Raw genomic sequence first — 18,928 nt, forward strand, 5'->3', positions numbered from 1 at the left:
AAACAGCTCGACCCGCCGGTTCAGCTCCTCCAGATCCACCTCGATGGTCAGATCGTGGACGTGCATCCAGCTGACATGCCGGACATACTCGGTGTCGGCCGTGTCCAGAATCTCCCTCCAGTGACGCAGCGAGCTGCGCTTGTCCCCCAGCCGGTTGTACATCTCGGCGTACAGGCGTCGCACCGGGGCCGGCGCCCCGGGAATCTGCAGGGCGCGCTCGAACCATTCTCTGGCGCAGGCATAGTCCTTGAGCTTGTGATAGCACAGGAACCCGGCCTGGAACGGCAGGATCCACTCCTGCGGGTTCTTTTCCGACCCCTGCGAGAGGAGCGCGAGCGCCAGATCGTCCCGGTTCGCCTCCACCGACATGATCATCGAGCCCACCAGATAGGCGTCCACGAAATGCGGGTCCAGCTCGGCGATGACGCGCCGGTAGATCTGATCCAGGTAGTCGTAGCGATCCTCGATCTGGTAGTTGGAGTAGTACTGGATCGACCAGAGGTAGATGAGATCCGCGGCGACCTGGGGATACCCGAAGGTGATCGCCTTGAGGTAGCGCCCGCTGGGAAGGTAGAGCAGATGGTGTCCCGGGGCGCTGTCGCGGCGGAGCAGATCGACGCTCGCGGCGGAGAGCGCCGCCGTCATGGCCCCCAGCAGGACGATCCCCAGCCCCTTGAGCGTCCCCACCTCAGGTGAAATCCCGGCGGTTGAGAATCATGCAGGCGGACGCCAGGACCATGCCGCCGTAGCCGAGGAGGTACAGCAGGGCGAACAGCGGGAGCGCCTCCGGCAGGGGCGAGCCGTGGACCACCTCTCCTTTGATGTTGAAGATCTCCAGATTGGGAAGGGCGTAGTAGAGGGCCCGGCAGAGCAGCTTTCCCGCGGAGCTTTCGATCCGGGCTCCGAGGAGATCCAGGCTCCAGGTCAGGTGCCCCACCAGGTAGAGCGAGAGGCTGAACAGCGTGCTCAGGATCGGCGTGGAGAAGGAGGAAAACAGCGTGGCGAACGCGGTCACCAGCAGCAGCTCCATGAAGATCAGGGCGATCGCCCACAGCAGGGCCGGGTCGGCGAACCCTTTCAGCAGCAGGATCAGGTAGAACCAGGCGGTCATGACCGAGGTGTTCACCAGAAGCGTCAGCGCCAGTCCGCAGAACTTGCCGAGCAGGAATTCGTGGCGGTGGATCGGCTTGGAGACGATCGTGAAGATGGTGCGCCGCTCGATCTCCTTGCTCACCAGCGACACTCCGATGAACACGGCCGTGAGCACCCCGAACAGGGAGATCGAGGCCAGCCCCAGGTCCTTGATGATCTTCTCCTCGCTCCCGACGGTGAGCAGGCTCAGGATCTGGGCGAAGCCCATCATGAGGATGGCGAACACCAGGAGCAGGTAGAGGATGCGGTCCCGGATCGCCTCGCGAAACGTGTTCAGGGCGATGACGGCGATGCGGCTCACCGGCCGATCTCCCGCAGGAACAGGTCCTCGAGACGCTCCCGCTGGGGGATCACCGACTGCAGGCTCCCGCCGCGATCGAGCACCGCCCGCACCAGCTGCCGCACCGCCGCCTCGTCTTTGGCCGTGACCAGGACGCTGCTCCCTTCCCGCGAGACCACCCGATCCAGCCCCGGAAGCGAGGCGTCGGCAGGCACTCCGTCGAAGGCGACTTCCCAGTGCCGCACCCCGGAGGAGAGGAGCTCCGACACCTTGCCGACGGCCTTGAGCTCGCCCTTGCTCAGAATCGCCACCCGATCGCACAGCAGCTCCGTATCCGACAGGATGTGGGTGGAAAAGAAGACCGTCTTCCCCGCCCGCCTCAGGGAGAGGATGATGTCCCGCACCTCCCGGCGCCCCACCGGGTCGAGCCCCGACATCGGCTCGTCCAGGATCACCAGGTCCGGCTCGTTGACCAGCGCCTGGGCGAGGCCCAGCCTCTGCAGCATCCCCTTGGAGAACTTCCTGAGCTGGCGGTCCCGCCGGTTCGCCAGCCCCACCGTCTCGAGGAGCTCGCCGACCCTGCGCCGCCGCACCTCTTTGGGGAGGGAGAAGAGGCGCGCATAGAAATCCAGGAATTCCCCGGCGGTGAGGTAGTCGTAAAAATAAGGGTTCTCGGGAAGGAACCCCAGGCGGCTCTTGACCGCCACCGTCCGGTGCGGCTGGCCGAACAGGCGAATCGTGCCGGCGTCGGGGCGCACCAGGTCCATGATCAGCTTGATGGTGGTGGTCTTGCCGGCGCCGTTGGGGCCGAGGATACCGAAACATTCTCCCGCCGGCACCCGCAGCGAGACGTCGTCCACCGCAGTAAAGCCGCCGAAGGTTTTCCGCAGATTTTCCGCCTCGACCACAACCCCCGACATCCCTGTTCCCCTTTCGTCCAGCCCTTTCAAGGATACTGCTGCGGCGGTCTGTTGCAATGCTTTTACCACCGCCTGAACCGCCTGCGAAACTTTTGAGTTACCCGCGTCCGGCGGCGCCCGAAACCTGGGCCCCTGCTATAATTGCCGCATGACCCTGAAAAAGGCCCTTACCTTCGGACTTGTTGTACTGGCCGGCGTGCTCCTCCAGGCGGGCTGCTCACCCCGCCGCGGCTACGAGGCGGCGCTGGTGCTGGCCGACATCGCCGCCCGGGACCAGCCGAGCCGCCTGAAGCAGGCTACGCCGGCGCCTGAGCGCCGGTTCGTTGCCTTTACTTTCGAGGGACGCCCTTACCGGGGGGACCTGTATCTCCCCGGCGAAAAAACGCGCTCCGCGCTGCTGCTGGTCCCCGGGGCGGCTGAGGCGGGGAAGGACGATCCCCGCCTGGTTGCCTTCGCCACCTCCCTGGCCCGCGCCCGCTTCACCGTGCTGGTGCCGGACCTTGCCAGTCTGCGCGAATTGAAGGTGAACCCCGGCAACTCCCGGGAAATCGGCGACGCCTTTGCCTGGCTGGTTTCCAGGCCCGAGTTGGCCCCAGGCGGACGGGGGGGGATGGTCGCCTTCAGCTACGCTGCCGGACCGGCCATTCTCGCCGCCCTGGAACCGGAGATTCGCGAACGCACCGGCTTCATCCTGGCCGTCGGCGGTTATCACGACCTGGTGCAGGTCCTGACCTTCTTCACCACCGGCTGGTTCCGGCAGGATGGCAAATGGCAATACCTCGAACCTAACGAATACGGCAAGTGGGTCTTCGTCCTCAGCAATCTGGAGCGCCTGGACGACCCGGCGGATCGGGCATTGCTGCGGACCATGGCGAAGCGGAAGATGGCGGATCTCGACGCCTCCCTGGACGACCTGGCCGTGCTGCTGCGCGTCCAGGGAAGAGCCCTTTATGCCTTCATCGCCAACCGCGAGCCGCAGCGAGCGCCGGAGCTTCTGCGTCAGTTGCCGCAGGGTATCCAGGCCGACATCGCCGCCCTCGACCTGGCAAACAAGGACCTCTCCGCCCTCGGCGCCCGGCTACTCCTGATTCACGGCTACGACGACAGCATCATCCCGTTCACGGAGAGCATCGCCCTGGCGGCGGCGGTGCCGAAAGGGCAGGCGCGGCTCTTCCTGGTCGACGGTCTGGCCCATGTCGACCTCGAACCCGGCCTGCGCAGCCGCTTCCGGCTCTGGCGGGCCATTTACCTTCTGTTGGTCGAGCGGGACGCCGGCGGCGATTAGTTGGCCAGCTGGCCAGCAGAGGCGGTCGGGACAACCGGCGCAGGATTGCTATACTGTGAAAAAGACCGCCGGCGACCATGAAGGAGAATGAACCATGAGCATGGAAATCACCAGTTCGGCCTTCGCCAACGAAGGGATGATCCCCCGCCGCTTCACCTGCGACGGCGAGGACGTCTCCCCGCCCCTCAGCTGGCGGGGGGTGCCGCCAGGGGTGAAGAGCCTGGCGCTGATCGCCGACGATCCCGATGCGCCACGCAAAACCTGGGTGCACTGGGTAGCCTACAACCTGCCGGTTGGAAGCGGCGGACTGGCAGAGAACGTCCCGCCGGAGAAAACCATCGCCGGCGGCGGCCGGCAGGGTACCAGTGACTTCGGCCGGATCGGCTACGGTGGTCCGTGTCCGCCGAGCGGCACCCATCGCTACTTCTTCAAGCTCTACGCCCTCGATGCGGAACTCGGGCTGGCCCCCGGCGCCACCAAGGAGGAGTTGTTGCAGGCCATGGCGGGGCACGTGCTGGCCGAGGGGCAACTGATGGGACGCTACCGGAGGTAGAAATTGCCGGCCGACGACCTCAGGAAGCAGCTGCAATTCGACATCCTGCCGCAACCGGACGAAATCACCTGCGGCCCTACCTGCCTGCATGCCCTCTACGGCTATTACGGCGATGACCTCTCTCTCGATCAGGTCATTGCCGGGGTGCCGATGCTCGAAGGAGGCGGCACCCTGGCGGTGCTGCTCGCCTGCCACGCCTTGCGCCGCGGCTACCGGGCTTTGATCTACACCTACAAGCTGCAGCTCTTCGATCCGACCTGGCTGGCGGCCGGCGGGTCGGATCTGCGGGAGAAGCTGCGCCGGCAGATGGAATTCAAACACGACCCCAGGCTGCAGGCCGCCTCGCGGGCCTACCTGGAGTTTCTCGACCTGGGCGGCGAACTGCGTTTCGAGGACCTGACCACCGCCCTGATCCGCAAGTACCTGAACCGCTCGGTGCCGCTCATCACCGGCCTCTCCGCCACCTATCTCTATCGGACCCCCCGGGAGTTCGGGCCGAATGCCGACTACGACGACATCCGCGGCGAACCCTCAGGGCACTTCGTGGTGCTCTGCGGCTACGACCGTGAGGCGCGCACAGTGCGGGTCGCCGACCCGCTGCTGCCCAATCCGCTCGCACCGGCCCAGCTCTACGAAACCAGCATCGACCGGGTTCTCTGCGCCATCCTGCTCGGGGTGCTCACCTACGACGCCAACCTGCTGATCATCCAGCCGCGCCCGGAGCGCAAGGGACCGACCCATGCCGAGTCTCATCGTCGTTGACGATCCCGCCGACTGGCCGCTGGAACTCCCGGGGGCGGAGTTGGTGCCGGCGCGCACCTACCTGACCGACCGCCGCTATATCGGGCTGCGCGGGGCCAAGGTCTTCAACCTCTGCCGGTCCTACCGCTACCAGAGCCTCGGCTACTACGTCTCACTGCTGGCCGAAGCCAGGGGGCACAAGCCGCTGCCGAACGTGACCACGGTCCAGGACCTGAAGTCGCCGGCGATGGTCCGGGTCATTTCCGAGGAGCTCGACAAACTGGTGCAAAAGAGTCTGGCCCCCCTCCAGTCGAAGGAATTCGTCCTCTCCGTCTACTTCGGGCACAACCTCGCCAAACGCTATGACCAGCTCAGCCAGCACCTTTTCAAGCTCTTCCCGGCCCCCTTTCTGCGCTGCTCCTTCGTCTTCAGCGGCAAGCTCGGCAAGTGGATACTGCAGAGCCTGGGGCCGGTGGCCGCCAGCGAAATCCCCGCGGATCACCATCCCTTCGTGGTCGAGGTGGCCAGGGAATATTTCCAGGGACGCCGACGCACCGGGGGCCGAAAAACGGCGGCCCGTTACGACCTGGCGATTCTGGTGGCGCCCGGCGAGGCGGAACCCCCTTCCGACGAAAAGGCGCTGCAGCGCTTCATGCGGGCGGCCGAGGCGGTCGGTCTCGGCACCGAACTGGTGCAGAAGGAGGATTTCGGTCGCCTGGCCGAATTCGACGCCCTCTTCATTCGCGAGACGACCAGCGTCAATCATCACACCTACCGCTTCGCCCGCAAGGCCGTTGCCGAGGGGCTGGTGGTGGTCGACGATCCGGAATCGATTCTTAAATGCACCAACAAGGTCTTTCTCGCCGAACTGCTGGAACACAACAAGATTCCCACACCGAAAACCCTGATCGTCCATCGCGGCAACAAGGACTCCGTGCTGCTGCAACTGGGACTCCCCTGCATCCTCAAGCAGCCCGACAGCTCCTTCTCCCGCGGCGTGGTCAAGGTGGAGGATGAAGCGGGGCTGAAAGAGGCGGCGGCCCGGCTGCTGGAAAAATCGGAGTTGATCATCGCCCAGGAGTTCCTGCCGACCCCCTTCGACTGGCGGATTGGAATCTTCGACCGGCAGCCCCTCTACGCCTGCCGCTACTACATGGCCAGGCGGCACTGGCAGATCCTCAGACGCGACCCCGCCGGCCTGAAGACCGCCGAAGGGCGCTGCGACACCCTGCCGGTGGAGCACCTGCCGACGGCGGTGCTCAGGACCGCCCTGCGGGCGGCGAACCTGATCGGCGACGGCCTTTACGGAGTCGATCTCAAACAGGACGGGGAGAAGGTGTACGTGATCGAGGTCAACGACAACCCGAACATTGACGCCGGAGTGGAGGACAAGGTGCTCAAGGACGAGATCTATCTGCGCATCATGCGGGTCATGCTGGCGCGCATCGAGTTGCGCAAAGGAAGAGCGTTCGCATGAAGAAGGTGAGCCGCCTCGGATTGTTCGAGGGTTTCGGCATCGAGCTGGAATACATGCTGGTCGACGCCAAAAGCCTGGCCGTGCTGCCGGTTGCGGACCAGCTGCTGCGGGCGGTCGCCGGGGAGACGGTCGGCGAGGTGGAGATGGGGGAGCTCTGCTGGTCCAACGAACTGGTGCTGCACGTCATCGAACTCAAGACCAACGGTCCTTCTGCCTCCCTCTCCGGCCTGGTGCCGGTCTTCCACGCGCATCTGCAGCGCATCAACGCCCTGCTCGAACCCTTCGGGGGGAGACTGATGCCGGGCGCCATGCACCCGTGGATGGACCCGGTTCGCGAAACCTGCCTCTGGCCGCACGACAACAGCCCCATCTATGAAACCTACAATCGCATCTTCGGCTGCCGGGGACACGGCTGGGCCAATCTGCAGAGCGTCCACCTCAACCTCTCCTTCTCCGGCGACGAGCAGTTCGCCCGGCTGCACGCCGCCGTCCGTCTGCTGCTGCCCGTCTTGCCGGCGCTTGCCGCCAGCTCGCCGGTGATGGACGGGAAGGTGACGGGGTTGCTGGACAATCGCCTGGAGGTCTATCGGTTCAATCAGGACCGCATCCCCTCGGTCACCGGCCGGGTCATCCCGGAGCCGGTCTTCACCCGAGCCAACTATGAAGCGCAGATTCTGCGGATCCTCTACCGGGACATCGCACCGCACGACCCCGAAGGCATCCTGCAGGAAGAGTGGCTCAATTCCCGGGGAGCTATCGCCCGTTTCGAGCGCGACACCATCGAGATCCGCCTCCTCGACGTCCAGGAGTGTCCGGCCGCCGACCTGGCGGTCGCCGCCCTCATCGTCGCCGTGCTCAAGGCGCTCACCGAGGAGAGATGGGGCACCCTGGCCGAACAGCAGGGATGGGAGATCGCGCCGTTGGAGGCGATTCTGCTCGTCGCCATTCGCGACGGGGACGAGGCAATCATCGACGACCAGCGCTACCTGGCCGCTTTCGGCTTCCCCGGCAAGCGGGCCACCGCCGGTGAACTCTGGCGTTCCCTGGCGTCGCGCCTGCTATCGCCGGAAGAAGAAATCAGAGGTCCACTGACGACCATCCTGCAGCAGGGACCGCTGGCCCGACGGCTGCTGCACGCTCTTGGCCGGGCGCCATCGCCAGAGCGCCTCAGGGAAGTCTATCGGGAACTCTGTCACTGCCTGGCGGAGGGGAGGCTGTTCGGTGGCTGAGACTTACCGGATCATTCTCAGCTGCGAGCACGGCGGCCGCCGCATCCCGGCCCCTTACCGTCCGCTCTTTGCCGGACAGGACGAGTTGCTGGCCACCCATCGGGGCTACGACATCGGCATTCTCCCCTTCGCCCGATTCCTGGCCCGGGAACTCGAAGCCCCGTTGCATGCCGCCGAGGTCAGTCGCCTGCTGGTCGATCTGAACCGCTCCCGTCGCAGCCCGACCCTCTTTTCAGAGGTCACCCGGCAACTGCCGGCCGACGAACGCGAAGCGATTCTGCGCCGCTATTATGACTCCTATCGGGAGGCCGTGACGCAATCGGTGGCCGCAGGGCTCCGCAACGGGGGGGTCCTGCACCTGTCGGTCCACTCGTTTACCCCCGAACTGCGTGGAGTCGTTCGCCGGGCCGATATCGGTCTGCTTTACGCTCCCACTCAACCCGCCGAGGCCGAATTCTGTCGCCGCTGGCAGGCGACGGTCGCCTGCCTCGACCCCGCCCTGCGGGTGCGGCGCAACTACCCCTACCGTGGCGTCTCCGACTGCCTGGTTACCACTCTGCGGCGGCAGTTCGCCGGTGAGCGTTATCTCGGCGTCGAAATCGAAGTGAACCAGAAACTGCCGCTGGGCGAGCCGGGTCGGTGGCGTCACGTGCAGCGGGTGCTGCTTGATTCGCTGCGGGCTATCCTCGCACCGACTTGAGGTTTTACCCCCCGCTGCGCTCTGCAGACTTGATGATACCGTTACCCGCTCAGGGGTTCGGATGCAGGAGCCCGACGTACCTTTCCAACTCAGAGGAAAAGGTACTTTCCTCGGTAAACAGAATGGCCTTCAGTCCAGCGGCCTGCGCCCGCTCGACGTTGCCGGGGTTGTCGTCGACGAACAGGGCCTCTCCGGGCGGGATGCCGAGGGCGCGGACCACGTCGGTGAAGAGGGAAGCGTCGCGTTTCCCCTTGCCGAGGTGGTAGCTGTTGAAGACGCGGTCGAATTCCCGGAAGAACCGATGGCGGGCCTCCAGGAGGTCGAGCCAGTCGGTCTGGTCGCTGACGATGATGGTCTGGCAGCCGCGACGGCGGAGCGTCCGCACCGTTTCCAGCATGCGTGGTCGCAGGTGAAAGCGATCGAGAATTTCAGCGGTATAGCTTGCCTCGTAGGGGGGCAGCCCGGTCCCCCGGCAAAGCATCCCCCAAAAGTCCATTTCATTCCCCCGGCCGGTGACATAACCCGACGCGTAGACTGCCTCGACCCCTTCCAGGTAGACCCTTTCCCGATCGAGGCCAAAGCGCTCGGCCAAGGCCTGCAACCCTTCCCGGAACCCCTCTTCGGCCAGCACACCGCCGAAATCGAAGAGAATCGCCCGGACCGCAGCAGTCCGGCTCTGAGTGTCATTGCTCACTGGCATGCTCCTTTTTAGCGCAGTGCCCTTGTCGGAGGGGCTGCCCCCCATTCCGCGGGGCAGGGTACAAGGCACTGCGGGTAGTGAAAACAGCAAAAAGCGGTAGACTGGAAAGCAAAAGACACTCTATGTTCAAAATTGCGGTGAAGATGCGAAAAGCCCTGCTTCTTTCAATTCTTTCGGTCTTTCTGCTGCTGCGGCTGGCGACGTCGCCGCTGTTCGGCCAAGAGTCGCCGGCGCAAAGCCAGGCCCCATATCCCGGAGTGGCCGAGGTCGTTCCTCGTGCCTCCCAGCTGGCCGAGGAAGGCCTGCTGGCCAGGGAAAGAATAGCCACGCTGAGCGATACCGCAACCGTGCGCGGGCAGCTCGATGCCACCCTGCAGCAATTGATCCGCATGGAGCCGCAGTTGACCGACGTCTCCGAACCGCTCGCCCGAGGCTTCGACGAGATGCGCGAGCTGCGCGGGCGCCTTGCGGACGAAAAGGGCAACCTGGAGAATAACCTCGATCGCCTCTCAGCCCGCCTGTCCGAGCTCGAGGAGATGGGAAAAAGCTGGAGAGCGAAAAAAGCCTTTTGGGAAAGCTGGCAAACTTCTTTGCAAGGGCCAGAGATTCGCGTGCCGTTGGAGGAGTTTCAGCAGGCGATCGGCACCATTGACGACGTGTTGCGCTCGGCCTCGATCGCTTCCGAACGGCTGGTGCAGTTGCAGAAAGATACCGCCGACCTTCAGGGCAAAACGGTGGATATGCTCAGCCGCATCGAGAGCCTTATCCGCGGGCAGACGTTCAGCAAGGTCAGTCATTCCTTCGCCAGCCGCGAATATCTCCAGCAGTTCGATGCCCGGCTCTGGTCACAGGTCAGGAGCGGGATCGCCGGAGTGGAAGGCATTTCCCCCGGATTTCTCCGGGATCAGGGCTGGATCGCCGTCCTGCAGATTCTTCTGGTATTCATTCTGGCCGGTTTCATCATCCACCACCGGCCCCGAGCCGAAGAGACCGAGGAGTGGCAGTTCATCCTGCACCACCCCTGGGCCACCGGCATTTTCGTCGCCTTCTCCACGCTCAGCCTCCTTTACTCCGAGGCTCCCGACCTCTGGCAGCTGTTACTCTGGCTTCCGGCGGCCTTTTCGGCTACCATCCTCATGTGCGCCCTGCTGAAAAACCCGCGCAAACGGTTCACGATCTGGTTGCTGGCCACCTTTTTCGTGCTGTCGCTGGCACTGCGCACCATTGCCCTGCCTCTGCCGCTCTATCGCCTGTACCTGGCACTGCTTTCCCTCGTCGGCGTACCGCTCTTTCTGCTTCTCGCCGCGAGCAACCAGCGCGCCCGCCAGGGCCAACTCACCGGCTTTACCGTGACCCTTCGAATCGGTGCGGCGGTTCTGCTGGCAGCGTTTCTGGCACAGTTCGCCGGGTACAGCACGCTTTCGTTCCGACTGATCGAATCCTCGCTCAAGACGGTAATCCTCGGCCTGTTCGCCTTCATGACCGTCAAACTTGGGCAAGGGGCGATTGACTTCATTCTGGATCAGCAGTTCTTCCGGCGCTGGCGCTTCTTTCGGCGTTTCGGCAGCGAACTGACGACCCGCCTGAAAAACGTTTTTCTGGCGCTGATTGTGGCCTTCACATCGCTCTACCTGTTGGAGGCCTGGTACATTTTCGACTCCCTGGCGGAAGCCTGGTCGAAGCTGCTCAGCCTCAGCCTGACCATCGCAGAAGTCAGCATCTCCGTAGAAAAGGTACTGGTAGTCGGCCTGGTCCTTTACCTTTCCATCATCGCCTCCTGGACCATTCGGAACATTCTGGAGGCTGAATTCTTCCCGCGGCGGCGTTTTGATCGGGGCGTCCGTGATGCGATCAAGAAACTGCTGCACTACAGCCTGGTCCTGATCGGCTTTCTCCTGGCCATGAGTTTGGTCGGGGTGGAGCTGAAGAACTTCGCGGTGCTGGCGGGGGCGTTCGGCATTGGCATCGGTTTCGGCCTGCAGAACATCGTCAATAATTTCGTCAGCGGCCTCATCCTGCTCTTTGAGCGGCCGATCAAGGTGGGAGACATGATCGTTGTCGACAACGAGTGGGGAACGGTGCGTAAGATCGGGCTGCGCTCCACCGTGGTGACGACCCTCGAAGAGTCGGAGATTATCGTTCCCAACTCCGTTCTGGTGGCCGAGAAGGTGACCAACTGGTCCCTCACCTCCACCCTCTGCCGGGTGGCCATCCCGGTCGGCGTCGCCTACGGCAGCGACGTGCCGCTGGTCCTCAGGATTCTGGTTGAGGCGGGCAAGGAAAATGCTGCCGTTCTCGATGATCCGGAGCCATCGCCGCTGTTCAGGGGGTTCGGCGACAGCTCTCTCGATTTTGAGCTGCGCGTATGGATTTCCGATGTTCGCGACCGCTTTCGGGTGCGCAGCGAGATCTGTCAGTACATCGATCGCCGTTTCCGGGAAGAAGGTGTGGAGATCCCCTTTCCGCAGCGCGACCTGCATCTGCGTTCGGTGGATGCGGAAGTCATCCGCGATCTCGGCAATCAACCCCCAGGCAAAAATTCTGCCCCGTCGTCGAGATTCATTTCCACTGGCGAGAAGGGAAAAGATAAACGACCGGCCCAAAAGATTGCGACCGGTCGTGCGAAAAATGGGGCCTCCCGAGAAGATTAATTCGGCTGCCTTTTCCCAGCCGGTTGCCTAAATCGGATGTTCAGCGAATTATCCCCACATCTGCATCAGTTTCTTGCGTTGCTTGTCCAGACTCTTCTGTCCCTGTTCGATTGAGTCGAGCAGATGCCGGCGCCAATCGTCGGCTACCTCGCCCCCCCGTTTGCCCAGTTCGGAAGTCTTTTCGCCCAGTTCTTCCGCCATGTCGGTCACAGCATGAGCGGCGTCCCGGATCATTTCTTCTGTCTCGTTCCTGACCTTTTTCGCATACCTGGAAATCTGCTTGCGGGTCCGCTCGCCTGACTGGGGTGCGTATAAAAGGGCGAGCCCCGCCCCGATGACTCCGCCTGCCAAAAGCATCATTGCTCCCACTACGGCACTGTTGTTTCTTTCAGCCATGATACCCTCCTTAAGTTGATTGATGCCCAATTTGAATCTAGCATAAATCCCGGTGCCTGCAAGGGGCGGCAATGGAGACTTGAGGCATGGAATGAATCGTGCTATTTTCCTCTGCGCATACCGCCAAGGGGGATGAAAACGATGAAAATGAAACCAACGGTGATGGTCCTGGGAACCGGCCGCGCCGTTCCTGACAAGGTGCTGACCAACACCGATCTGGAGAAGATGGTCGACACCACGGATCGCTGGATTGTCGAGCGCACCGGCATTCGTGAACGGCGGGTGGTGGAGCCGGGAGTGCCACTCTCCGAACTGGCAACCCGGGCGGCGCTGGCTGCCCTTGAAGATGCCGGCCTTTCGGCCGCGGACATCGACCTGATCATTGTCGGCACCGTCACCGGCGACATGAAGTTTCCGGCGACGGCCTGTATCATTCAGGACCGGCTTGGCGCCGAAAAGGCCGTAGCCTTCGACCTGTCGGCCGCCTGTTCGGGATTTCTCTACAGCCTGCAGGTCGCTACCGGGCTAATGTCCACTGCCGGCTACCGTCATGCACTGATTATTGGTGGCGACGTGCTTACCTCCATGGTCGACTGGGATGACCGCGACACCTGCATCCTTTTCGGTGACGGCGCCGGTGCCGCGGTGCTTGGACCCGCTGTTGGCGATCGGGGCCTGCTTGCGACCTACATGCGAAGCAACGGTGCTCACTACCAGCTTCTCTATAATCCTGGCTGCGGCAGTCTGCATCCCCCCACTCCACAGAATGTTCAGGAGAAAGTTCATACCATTCGCATGGAAGGTCGCGATGTCTTTCGCCACGCCGTGCTGGCCATGACCGAGGCGCTGCAGGAGGTGCTTTCCCGTACGGGCATGTCGGTCGACGCTCTCGACCTGCTTATCCCCCATCAGGCTAACCTGCGCATCATCGAAGCCGTCGCCAAGCGTTTCGGCACCTCACTCGACAAGGTTTATGTCAATGTCGACCGGTTCGGGAACACCTCGGCCGGTTCGATTCCCATTGCCCTGGACGAAGCCCGCCGCTGCGGTCGTATCGGCGATGGCGATACCGTCGGTCTGGTGACCTTCGGCGCCGGCTTCACCTGGGCCGCAGGCATTCTGCGGCTTTAAGCCGCCGGCATCGTCTTCGATTCCTTCACAGGAGTAATAATTTTTCGTTCCCTTGATCTTTCCTTTTCGCGCGCTACAATCAAAACAAAGGGAAAGGAGGATTCGGGAGATCGAAAATACATTATTAGTAAAAGCAGAAACCGGCCCCTGAGTGGGGTATTAATCGCCCTGCCCCGCAGAGCGAAGACGCCGGAAAAAGAATTAAGAGCAAGCGATATCCGGCCGACAAAAAAAGACCCTTCGCAACGGATGCGAAGGGTCTTTTGGCTTTTAAGGGACAGGCGCGGGAAATCGGCAGGCCGCTGAAACCGTCGTCACTCCCCGCCGTAGAGGGTTTTCAGGATGGCGGGATCTTTTTCGTCCTCAGCCAGCACGATGTGACAAGTTTCACAATCCATGGAGATCGTCGCGCCGTTTGCCGTTTCATGCGATTCGTCATGACAGCGGAAACAGCCGGGATTCTCCATGTGCCCGATATGGTTCGGGTAGGTATTCCATTCGATCTTCATCTCCGGAAAGACATTGCCGCTGTAAGCGTCCTGTACGCCGGTGATGGCACGATCGAGCAAGGCACGCTGCTGCTGGACGAGTTGCGGATAGTTCTTCTGATACCAGCCGGTCAGGTCGGTGGCAATCGCCGTTCTCGCCTCCTGCTGGCTTGCATATTTCTTCAGAACCACTTCCATTGCCTGCCTCTTGATGAACGGCAGTTCGCGAGGGATATCGCCGGAAAGGATCTTGTTGTCCAGCGCCCGTTCGGGGGGGAGATAAATGTGGGAGGGACGGTTGTGGCAGTCGATGCAGTCCATGACGCGTATTTCGACCGCCGGCCCGGCTTTCTGCAGGACTGCCTCGGCATCAGTGGTGCGGAACACGACGGCGGCGCCGTCCTTGCTGGCCAGAGTCGCTTCGGGGATGGTCATGCGTGAGTGGTCGGTGGCCTTGTAGGTGATCTGGTTTTCGGGTGCGACGTGCCAGTGGATACCATGGGAACTGACCGTCCGGTCACCGGCGCTGCCGATTTTCATCAACAGGACTGTCTGCACATGGGTGTTCTCCTCGTCGGGGAGAAACTTGTCCCTGACGACAAGCTTGTTGCCGATGAACTTCTCCGGACGATGGCACTCTTCGCAGGTGTCGCGGGCCGGACGTAAGCCATGGACAGGTGTTTCGATCGGGCGGCTGTAGGTTTCCAAAGCTACGGCAGCAAGCTGGCGGGCGCCGGAAATCTTCGATTTGGCGAACCAGGTGGCGCCGGTACCGATATGACACTCAACACAGGAGACCCGCGAGTGGGGAGAATTTTTATAGGCGGTGAATTCGGGATTCATGACCGTGTGGCAGAACTGGCCGCAGAAGCCGATTGATTCCATGTAGTGGTAGCCGCTGTAGCCAAGCAGGGCAAAAATAAAAAAGTTGAGACAGGTCAGAAAGACCGCCAGAAAAACCAGCCCGCGCAGACGATTGAAGCGAGTCGCTTCGGTAAAGTGCTCCCGCAGATATTCGAGGGTGAACAGGCCGACCTCTTCTTTCCCCTTGAAAAAGAAAAGGCCGAGAAATACCAGTACCAGCCCCAAAGCGAAAAGCGGGCCCATAACCATGTAGATAATGGCCCCGAAGTAAGGATTATCGATCCAAGCCATCATGTCGATGACGATAAAGCCGAGCAGAAGCGGGAACATGACCGTGCACAACATGGCCCCGATCAGCGAAACCCGACTTCTGGTGATCCCCTTCAAGAAGGCCTTGACGATGTCCGTTAACCTCACCATTTCATTTCTCCTTTGCCATTCAATCAAAGCCGCTAGCGGGGGTTCCGATCGGCCAGACGCTGCAGTAGAAGCAGCGTATTTGCCAAGGTGGGATGGTTCGTTACATAAACATACCTAATGTGCGAGAACTTATCAAAAAAGTACCCATGTTTATACTAAAAAATTATTAACGTGATAGTCGGCAACAAGTCCTGAGCCCGTGCGCCCAACGTTCTGCTTTGTTGCCCCTCGCAGTTTTTTTGGTGGGTGAAGCAGGTCTGGCCAAAGGCCAGCCAGGGAGCCATAACGAGGGCACTCCAGCCGATAAGCTTGAATTAATAAAATGATTAATCTTGCGGAGCATGAGTGCCGCAATGCGATGGGTAGCGAGGTTGACAGATCAGGTTAATCCTTTAATTCTTTAGGGCACTTAGACGATTTCCGCTTTTTTTTCAAGCAGGTAAGAAAAAATTAGTTTACAAATTTAAATTAAATCAGTACAATTAATCCAAACAAAGAGAACAGCAGGCCAGGAACTAGACCAACCCCAAACAAGGCAGGTGACTTATGAAAACAGCGAACGGTTTCCTTGAGATGGCAAAGTCCGGTTACGTCATTGCTCTTCTTGTGGCTCTGGGCGTATTTGCGGCGATTACCGCGGTCCTCGTTGCCTGGCCGGCACTGGCCTATATCGGTTCGAAGTTGATGTAACAGTGGGTCCAACGATCAGGCCTTCAGCAGACTGAACACCTATCAACCCCTCAACGCGGCAGGTGACTTATGAAAGCAGCCAGCAATTTTTCCGAAGTGGTAAAATCCGGTTACGTCATTTCTCTTCTGGTCGGGCTCGGCGTTTTTGCCTCGGTATCGGCAGTCCTCATTGCCTGGCCGGCCTTGGCTTACCTTGGCTCCAAGTTGATGTAACACCCTGAATCAGCAGCAGCAAATCTATAAGTCGAACACATATCAACCCTTCAACGCGGCAGGTGACTTATGAAAGCAGCCAGCAATTTTTCCGAAGCGGCAAAATCCGGTTACGTCATTTCTCTTCTGGTCGGGCTCGGCGTTTTTGCCTCGGTATCAGCAGTTCTGATTGCCTGGCCGGCTCTGGCTTATCTCGGCTCCAAGCTGATGTAGAGGGTGTTGCGCTAACAGCCACAGATTTTTGACTGGGTCAGCGCCACTCCCGGAACCCGGCAATTAAGCCAGTAGAAAATGTGAAACATGGCTCAGTAGGCCATGCACAGCACAGCACGATCAGCCACAAAAAAAGCGCCCGAACGGGCGCTTTTTTTGTGGCTGATGGCCATCTGTCACTTCGCGGGTCGCAACTCCAGGAATTTTCCGGTGCCGAGAGCCGCTTGGTTGGCAGAAATGCCAACCCGATCAGGGTTAATGGGATTTATCCTCCAGAAAGGCGGGAAAGATCATGTTGATGAAATAAAAAATGATGAAAGGTGCGGACAGAACTAGCAGGCTGCCGCCCAACCCTTCCTTAAAGGTTTCCATGTCATGCGGAATGATCGGCAGATGGTAGTGCATGAAACCGGCAAATGAGAGGGAGAAGGCCTGCCCCCCGATGACGACATTCCAGCGCATCATGAATACGCCGAACAGCACCAGTACGCAGGCGACACAGGCTCGGCGGGTGGTAAGTCCCGGAATCAACAACAGCAGAAAAGGAAGAACATTGCCGATGCCGTACTGCATGATGAAGATTTTTGTAAAGTCGTGCTCATAGATGACGTCACGCAATATATCCCATGACTTGACCGCCGTGTAGCCGCGGAAAATGATGTCGAGCAGTTCCAGGGTGATGGCCAGAGTCATGAAGATCAGCAGGTATTTGGAGGTCATCTTGACCTCATGGGTTTGCACGCTGCGCAGGTGGTCGGCACTCAGGTCCGTGGTGCCGACGAGCCGATCTGGGAGCAGGAAGTTTTTATTGCGCTTGGCGGCCCATTTGCGGATCTCCATGAAGACGGCGTAGCTGATGATGCAGAGGGCGATCCCCGAGACAACTGCCGAACAGATGAAAATCACCGGCATCAGTGGTGTCATCCAGAGGGCATTGGCCTTGACTGAGCCGAAAATGAAACCGGCGTAGCCGTGCAGAAAGCAGGCGACCGGAATGCCGAGGCCGGCCAGAAACTTGACCGCTTTGTGGTCGGCGTGCAGCGCTTCCTCGCTGAGATCGCGAGCGCCCAGGGAAATGAGCTTGTAGATCAGCAGCAGCAGACTGTCGATGCTTCCGCGGTCGGCCTTGTTCTCCAGGCGCTGGATCGACTCGACGATGAACTGGCGGTACACGAACCATATCTCGGCGCCGACGATGCAGGCGTAAGTCATGAAGACGATGCCGAAGGCAGAAATCGCCGAGGTGAAATGGGGCGTCATCATCACGTTGATACCACGCTGCGGCTGCTGCAAATGCAGCATTAGCGGCATCATTGCCACCGGCAGCAGGGCGAAGGAAAAAACCAGGGCAAACCGGGCAATCTCCTTGAGCTTCTCCACGCCGAAAACGTGGTAGAGGGAGGAGAGAACAAAGGCGCCGGCGACCAGGCCGGTCATATAGGGGTAGAGGACGATCTGGATCGACCAGTAGACGTATTCGTTGGGCAGAACGAACAGGTCCTTTACGGTCCAGGCTTCGCCGTGAACAACCATCTGGGCCAGAGATTCAACCATGACTAGCGCACCTCCTTGTTCAGGCCGATGTAGAAGACATGAGGTTTGGTGCCGTATTCGTCACGCAGCACGCCAACGCGCTGGTTGAGAATCACCTGCGCGACCGGGTCTTTCGGGTCTCGCAGATTGCCGATTTTCCGGGCGCTGAAGGGGCAGGCCTGGACACAGGCGGTCTTCTTCCCCTGCGTGATGCGATGGTAGCAGAAGTTGCATTTCTCGGCGACCTTCTCCTTGGGATGGAAGAAGCGGACGCCGTAGGGGCAGCCCATGATGCAATAGCCGCAGCCGATGCACCACTTGCGATCGACCAGCACGACGCCGTCGGCTGCCTGGTAGGTGGCACCGACCGGACAGACCTGGACACAGGGCGGGTTTTCGCACTGGTTGCACAGCTTGGGCACAAAGAAGGCCTGCGCGATTTCCTCATCGGCCACCTCCAGCATGCCCGATTTATTCTGGTCTATTTTATTGCTGGTGAAGCCGTTGAGGGCACCTTTGGGTGAATCCATTACGACGTCCCCATCCTTCTTGATGACGTAACGCTCGACCCAGGTTCGGGTGACGTTGGCCTGGAGGGGGATGTCGTTCTCGATCTTGCAGGCTTTGACGCAGAAGCCGCAGCCGACGCACTTGTGCGTGTCGACCAGAAAAGCCCAGCGCACCTCCGGCCGGGAAGCGAGCACCGCTTTGGGGTCGAGCCACTCCAGAGCCGACATGGAGACCCCGGCTCCGGAGATGAAGACGAGAGAGTTTTTCAAAAAGTCACGCCTCTTCATGGTTACATCTCCTCCAGGCTCGGGTTGTGCGGGTTGTGACATTCGCTGCACTCAACCCCCGCATTGTGTGCGCTGGGGTCGATGCCGGGGATGGCGCTGCGGCCGCTGGAAGGTGTAAAGAGCTGGGCGTGGCACCTGATGCAGAGTTCACGACTGCGGTCGATGGCGAGTTTTTCCGGGTTCTCGGGGTGACCAAAGGCGGCGCCGTGGCAGTTCTCGCAGGGAATCATCTCATGCCCTGAAGCGGCCAACTCCGCGCTCCTGTCGTCATGACATTCACTGCAGTAAGCGCTGTCCTTGTACTTGGCAGGGAAGTCTTTCCATTCCTGCTCGTTGCTCAGACGGTGGAAGCCGAACATGTACCCCCGTTCGTAGGTGCCAAAATCATCGGGAACATAAAGCGTCCGGAACAGCAGAATCAGGACGACCAGACCGATGACCACAAAGAGTGGGCGCCAGACATGACTTTTCACGCGCAATTCCCCTTTCGGCTGA

20 protein-coding genes are annotated in these 18,928 nt (G+C 60.8%); 11 read left to right on the forward strand and 9 right to left on the reverse strand.

The window, feature by feature from the left end:
* From VD811_12195 to VD811_12205, 3 genes are all read right to left on the reverse strand, one after another.
* Window positions 1-687, reverse strand: a 687-nt coding sequence (locus VD811_12195; protein ID HXV21737.1) for a hypothetical protein, incomplete at its 3' end; no start/stop codon positions are given.
* A gap of 1 nt (window position 688) precedes the next feature.
* Window positions 689-1,453: an ABC transporter permease gene (locus VD811_12200; GenBank protein ID HXV21738.1), complete on the reverse strand. Its 765-nt coding sequence runs from the start codon at window positions 1,451-1,453 to the stop codon at window positions 689-691.
* Entirely contained in the window at window positions 1,450-2,352 is a 903-nt protein-coding gene (locus VD811_12205) for an ABC transporter ATP-binding protein (protein HXV21739.1), read from the reverse strand. Before VD811_12205 ends, VD811_12200 begins: the two co-directional genes overlap by 4 nt.
* Window positions 2,353-2,500: 148 nt before the next feature.
* Here VD811_12205 and VD811_12210 point away from each other — a divergent pair, with 148 nt between their 5' ends.
* The 6 genes from VD811_12210 (at window position 2,501) to VD811_12235 (ending at window position 8,337) form a co-directional block, all read left to right on the forward strand.
* Window positions 2,501-3,637 (forward strand): hypothetical protein, encoded by a 1,137-nt coding sequence (locus VD811_12210; protein HXV21740.1) that lies wholly within the window; start codon window positions 2,501-2,503, stop codon window positions 3,635-3,637.
* 94 nt (window positions 3,638-3,731) lie between these two features.
* Complete coding sequence (locus VD811_12215) at window positions 3,732-4,190, forward strand: YbhB/YbcL family Raf kinase inhibitor-like protein (protein HXV21741.1); 459 nt, start codon at window positions 3,732-3,734, stop codon at window positions 4,188-4,190.
* A gap of 3 nt (window positions 4,191-4,193) precedes the next feature.
* A complete protein-coding gene (locus tag VD811_12220; protein HXV21742.1) occupies window positions 4,194-4,952 on the forward strand; it encodes a hypothetical protein in 759 nt (252 codons plus the stop codon).
* Entirely contained in the window at window positions 4,930-6,408 is a 1,479-nt protein-coding gene (locus VD811_12225) for a RimK family protein (protein ID HXV21743.1), read from the forward strand. Before VD811_12220 ends, VD811_12225 begins: the two co-directional genes overlap by 23 nt.
* A complete protein-coding gene (locus tag VD811_12230; GenBank protein HXV21744.1) occupies window positions 6,405-7,637 on the forward strand; it encodes a glutamate-cysteine ligase family protein in 1,233 nt (410 codons plus the stop codon). Before VD811_12225 ends, VD811_12230 begins: the two co-directional genes overlap by 4 nt.
* The gene (locus tag VD811_12235) at window positions 7,630-8,337 is read left to right on the forward strand and encodes an N-formylglutamate amidohydrolase (protein ID HXV21745.1); all 708 of its coding nucleotides are present in this window, start codon (window positions 7,630-7,632) and stop codon (window positions 8,335-8,337) included. The genes VD811_12230 and VD811_12235 overlap by 8 nt, the downstream gene beginning before the upstream one ends.
* Before the next feature lie 49 nt (window positions 8,338-8,386).
* Here VD811_12235 and VD811_12240 read toward each other — a convergent pair whose 3' ends face one another.
* Entirely contained in the window at window positions 8,387-9,031 is a 645-nt protein-coding gene (locus tag VD811_12240; GenBank protein ID HXV21746.1) for an HAD family phosphatase, read from the reverse strand.
* Window positions 9,032-9,159: 128 nt separating this feature from the next.
* Here VD811_12240 and VD811_12245 point away from each other — a divergent pair, with 128 nt between their 5' ends.
* Window positions 9,160-11,688: a mechanosensitive ion channel domain-containing protein gene (locus tag VD811_12245; GenBank protein ID HXV21747.1), complete on the forward strand. Its 2,529-nt coding sequence runs from the start codon at window positions 9,160-9,162 to the stop codon at window positions 11,686-11,688.
* A gap of 48 nt (window positions 11,689-11,736) precedes the next feature.
* On the opposite strand, the gene VD811_12250 is transcribed toward VD811_12245, so the two are convergent.
* Window positions 11,737-12,084: a YtxH domain-containing protein gene (locus VD811_12250; protein HXV21748.1), complete on the reverse strand. Its 348-nt coding sequence runs from the start codon at window positions 12,082-12,084 to the stop codon at window positions 11,737-11,739.
* Window positions 12,085-12,225: 141 nt separating this feature from the next.
* Between VD811_12250 and VD811_12255 the strand changes: the two genes are divergently transcribed.
* Window positions 12,226-13,215, forward strand: coding sequence for a beta-ketoacyl-ACP synthase III (locus VD811_12255; protein HXV21749.1), 990 nt, complete (start codon window positions 12,226-12,228; stop codon window positions 13,213-13,215).
* Window positions 13,216-13,529: 314 nt separating this feature from the next.
* On the opposite strand, the gene VD811_12260 is transcribed toward VD811_12255, so the two are convergent.
* Window positions 13,530-14,987 (reverse strand): hypothetical protein, encoded by a 1,458-nt coding sequence (locus VD811_12260; GenBank protein HXV21750.1) that lies wholly within the window; start codon window positions 14,985-14,987, stop codon window positions 13,530-13,532.
* A 546-nt stretch (window positions 14,988-15,533) separates the two neighbouring features.
* On the opposite strand from VD811_12260, the gene VD811_12265 reads away from it, so the two are divergent.
* From VD811_12265 to VD811_12275, 3 genes are all read left to right on the forward strand, one after another.
* Window positions 15,534-15,677: a hypothetical protein gene (locus VD811_12265; protein HXV21751.1), complete on the forward strand. Its 144-nt coding sequence runs from the start codon at window positions 15,534-15,536 to the stop codon at window positions 15,675-15,677.
* A gap of 69 nt (window positions 15,678-15,746) precedes the next feature.
* Entirely contained in the window at window positions 15,747-15,890 is a 144-nt protein-coding gene (locus VD811_12270) for a hypothetical protein (GenBank protein HXV21752.1), read from the forward strand.
* Window positions 15,891-15,959: 69 nt separating this feature from the next.
* Complete coding sequence (locus VD811_12275; GenBank protein ID HXV21753.1) at window positions 15,960-16,103, forward strand: hypothetical protein; 144 nt, start codon at window positions 15,960-15,962, stop codon at window positions 16,101-16,103.
* Window positions 16,104-16,358: 255 nt separating this feature from the next.
* Here VD811_12275 and nrfD read toward each other — a convergent pair whose 3' ends face one another.
* From nrfD to VD811_12290, 3 genes are all read right to left on the reverse strand, one after another.
* Complete coding sequence (gene nrfD, locus VD811_12280) at window positions 16,359-17,657, reverse strand: NrfD/PsrC family molybdoenzyme membrane anchor subunit (GenBank protein ID HXV21754.1); 1,299 nt, start codon at window positions 17,655-17,657, stop codon at window positions 16,359-16,361.
* Window positions 17,658-17,659: 2 nt separating this feature from the next.
* Window positions 17,660-18,433, reverse strand: a complete 774-nt coding sequence (locus VD811_12285) for a 4Fe-4S dicluster domain-containing protein (protein HXV21755.1) — start codon at window positions 18,431-18,433, stop codon at window positions 17,660-17,662.
* Window positions 18,434-18,435: 2 nt separating this feature from the next.
* Window positions 18,436-18,928, reverse strand: a 493-nt coding sequence (locus VD811_12290) for a cytochrome c3 family protein (protein ID HXV21756.1), incomplete at its 5' end; no start/stop codon positions are given.

It is taken from the genome of Desulfuromonadales bacterium, from assembly GCA_035620395.1.
Taxonomy (GTDB): domain Bacteria; phylum Desulfobacterota; class Desulfuromonadia; order Desulfuromonadales; family DASPGW01; genus DASPGW01.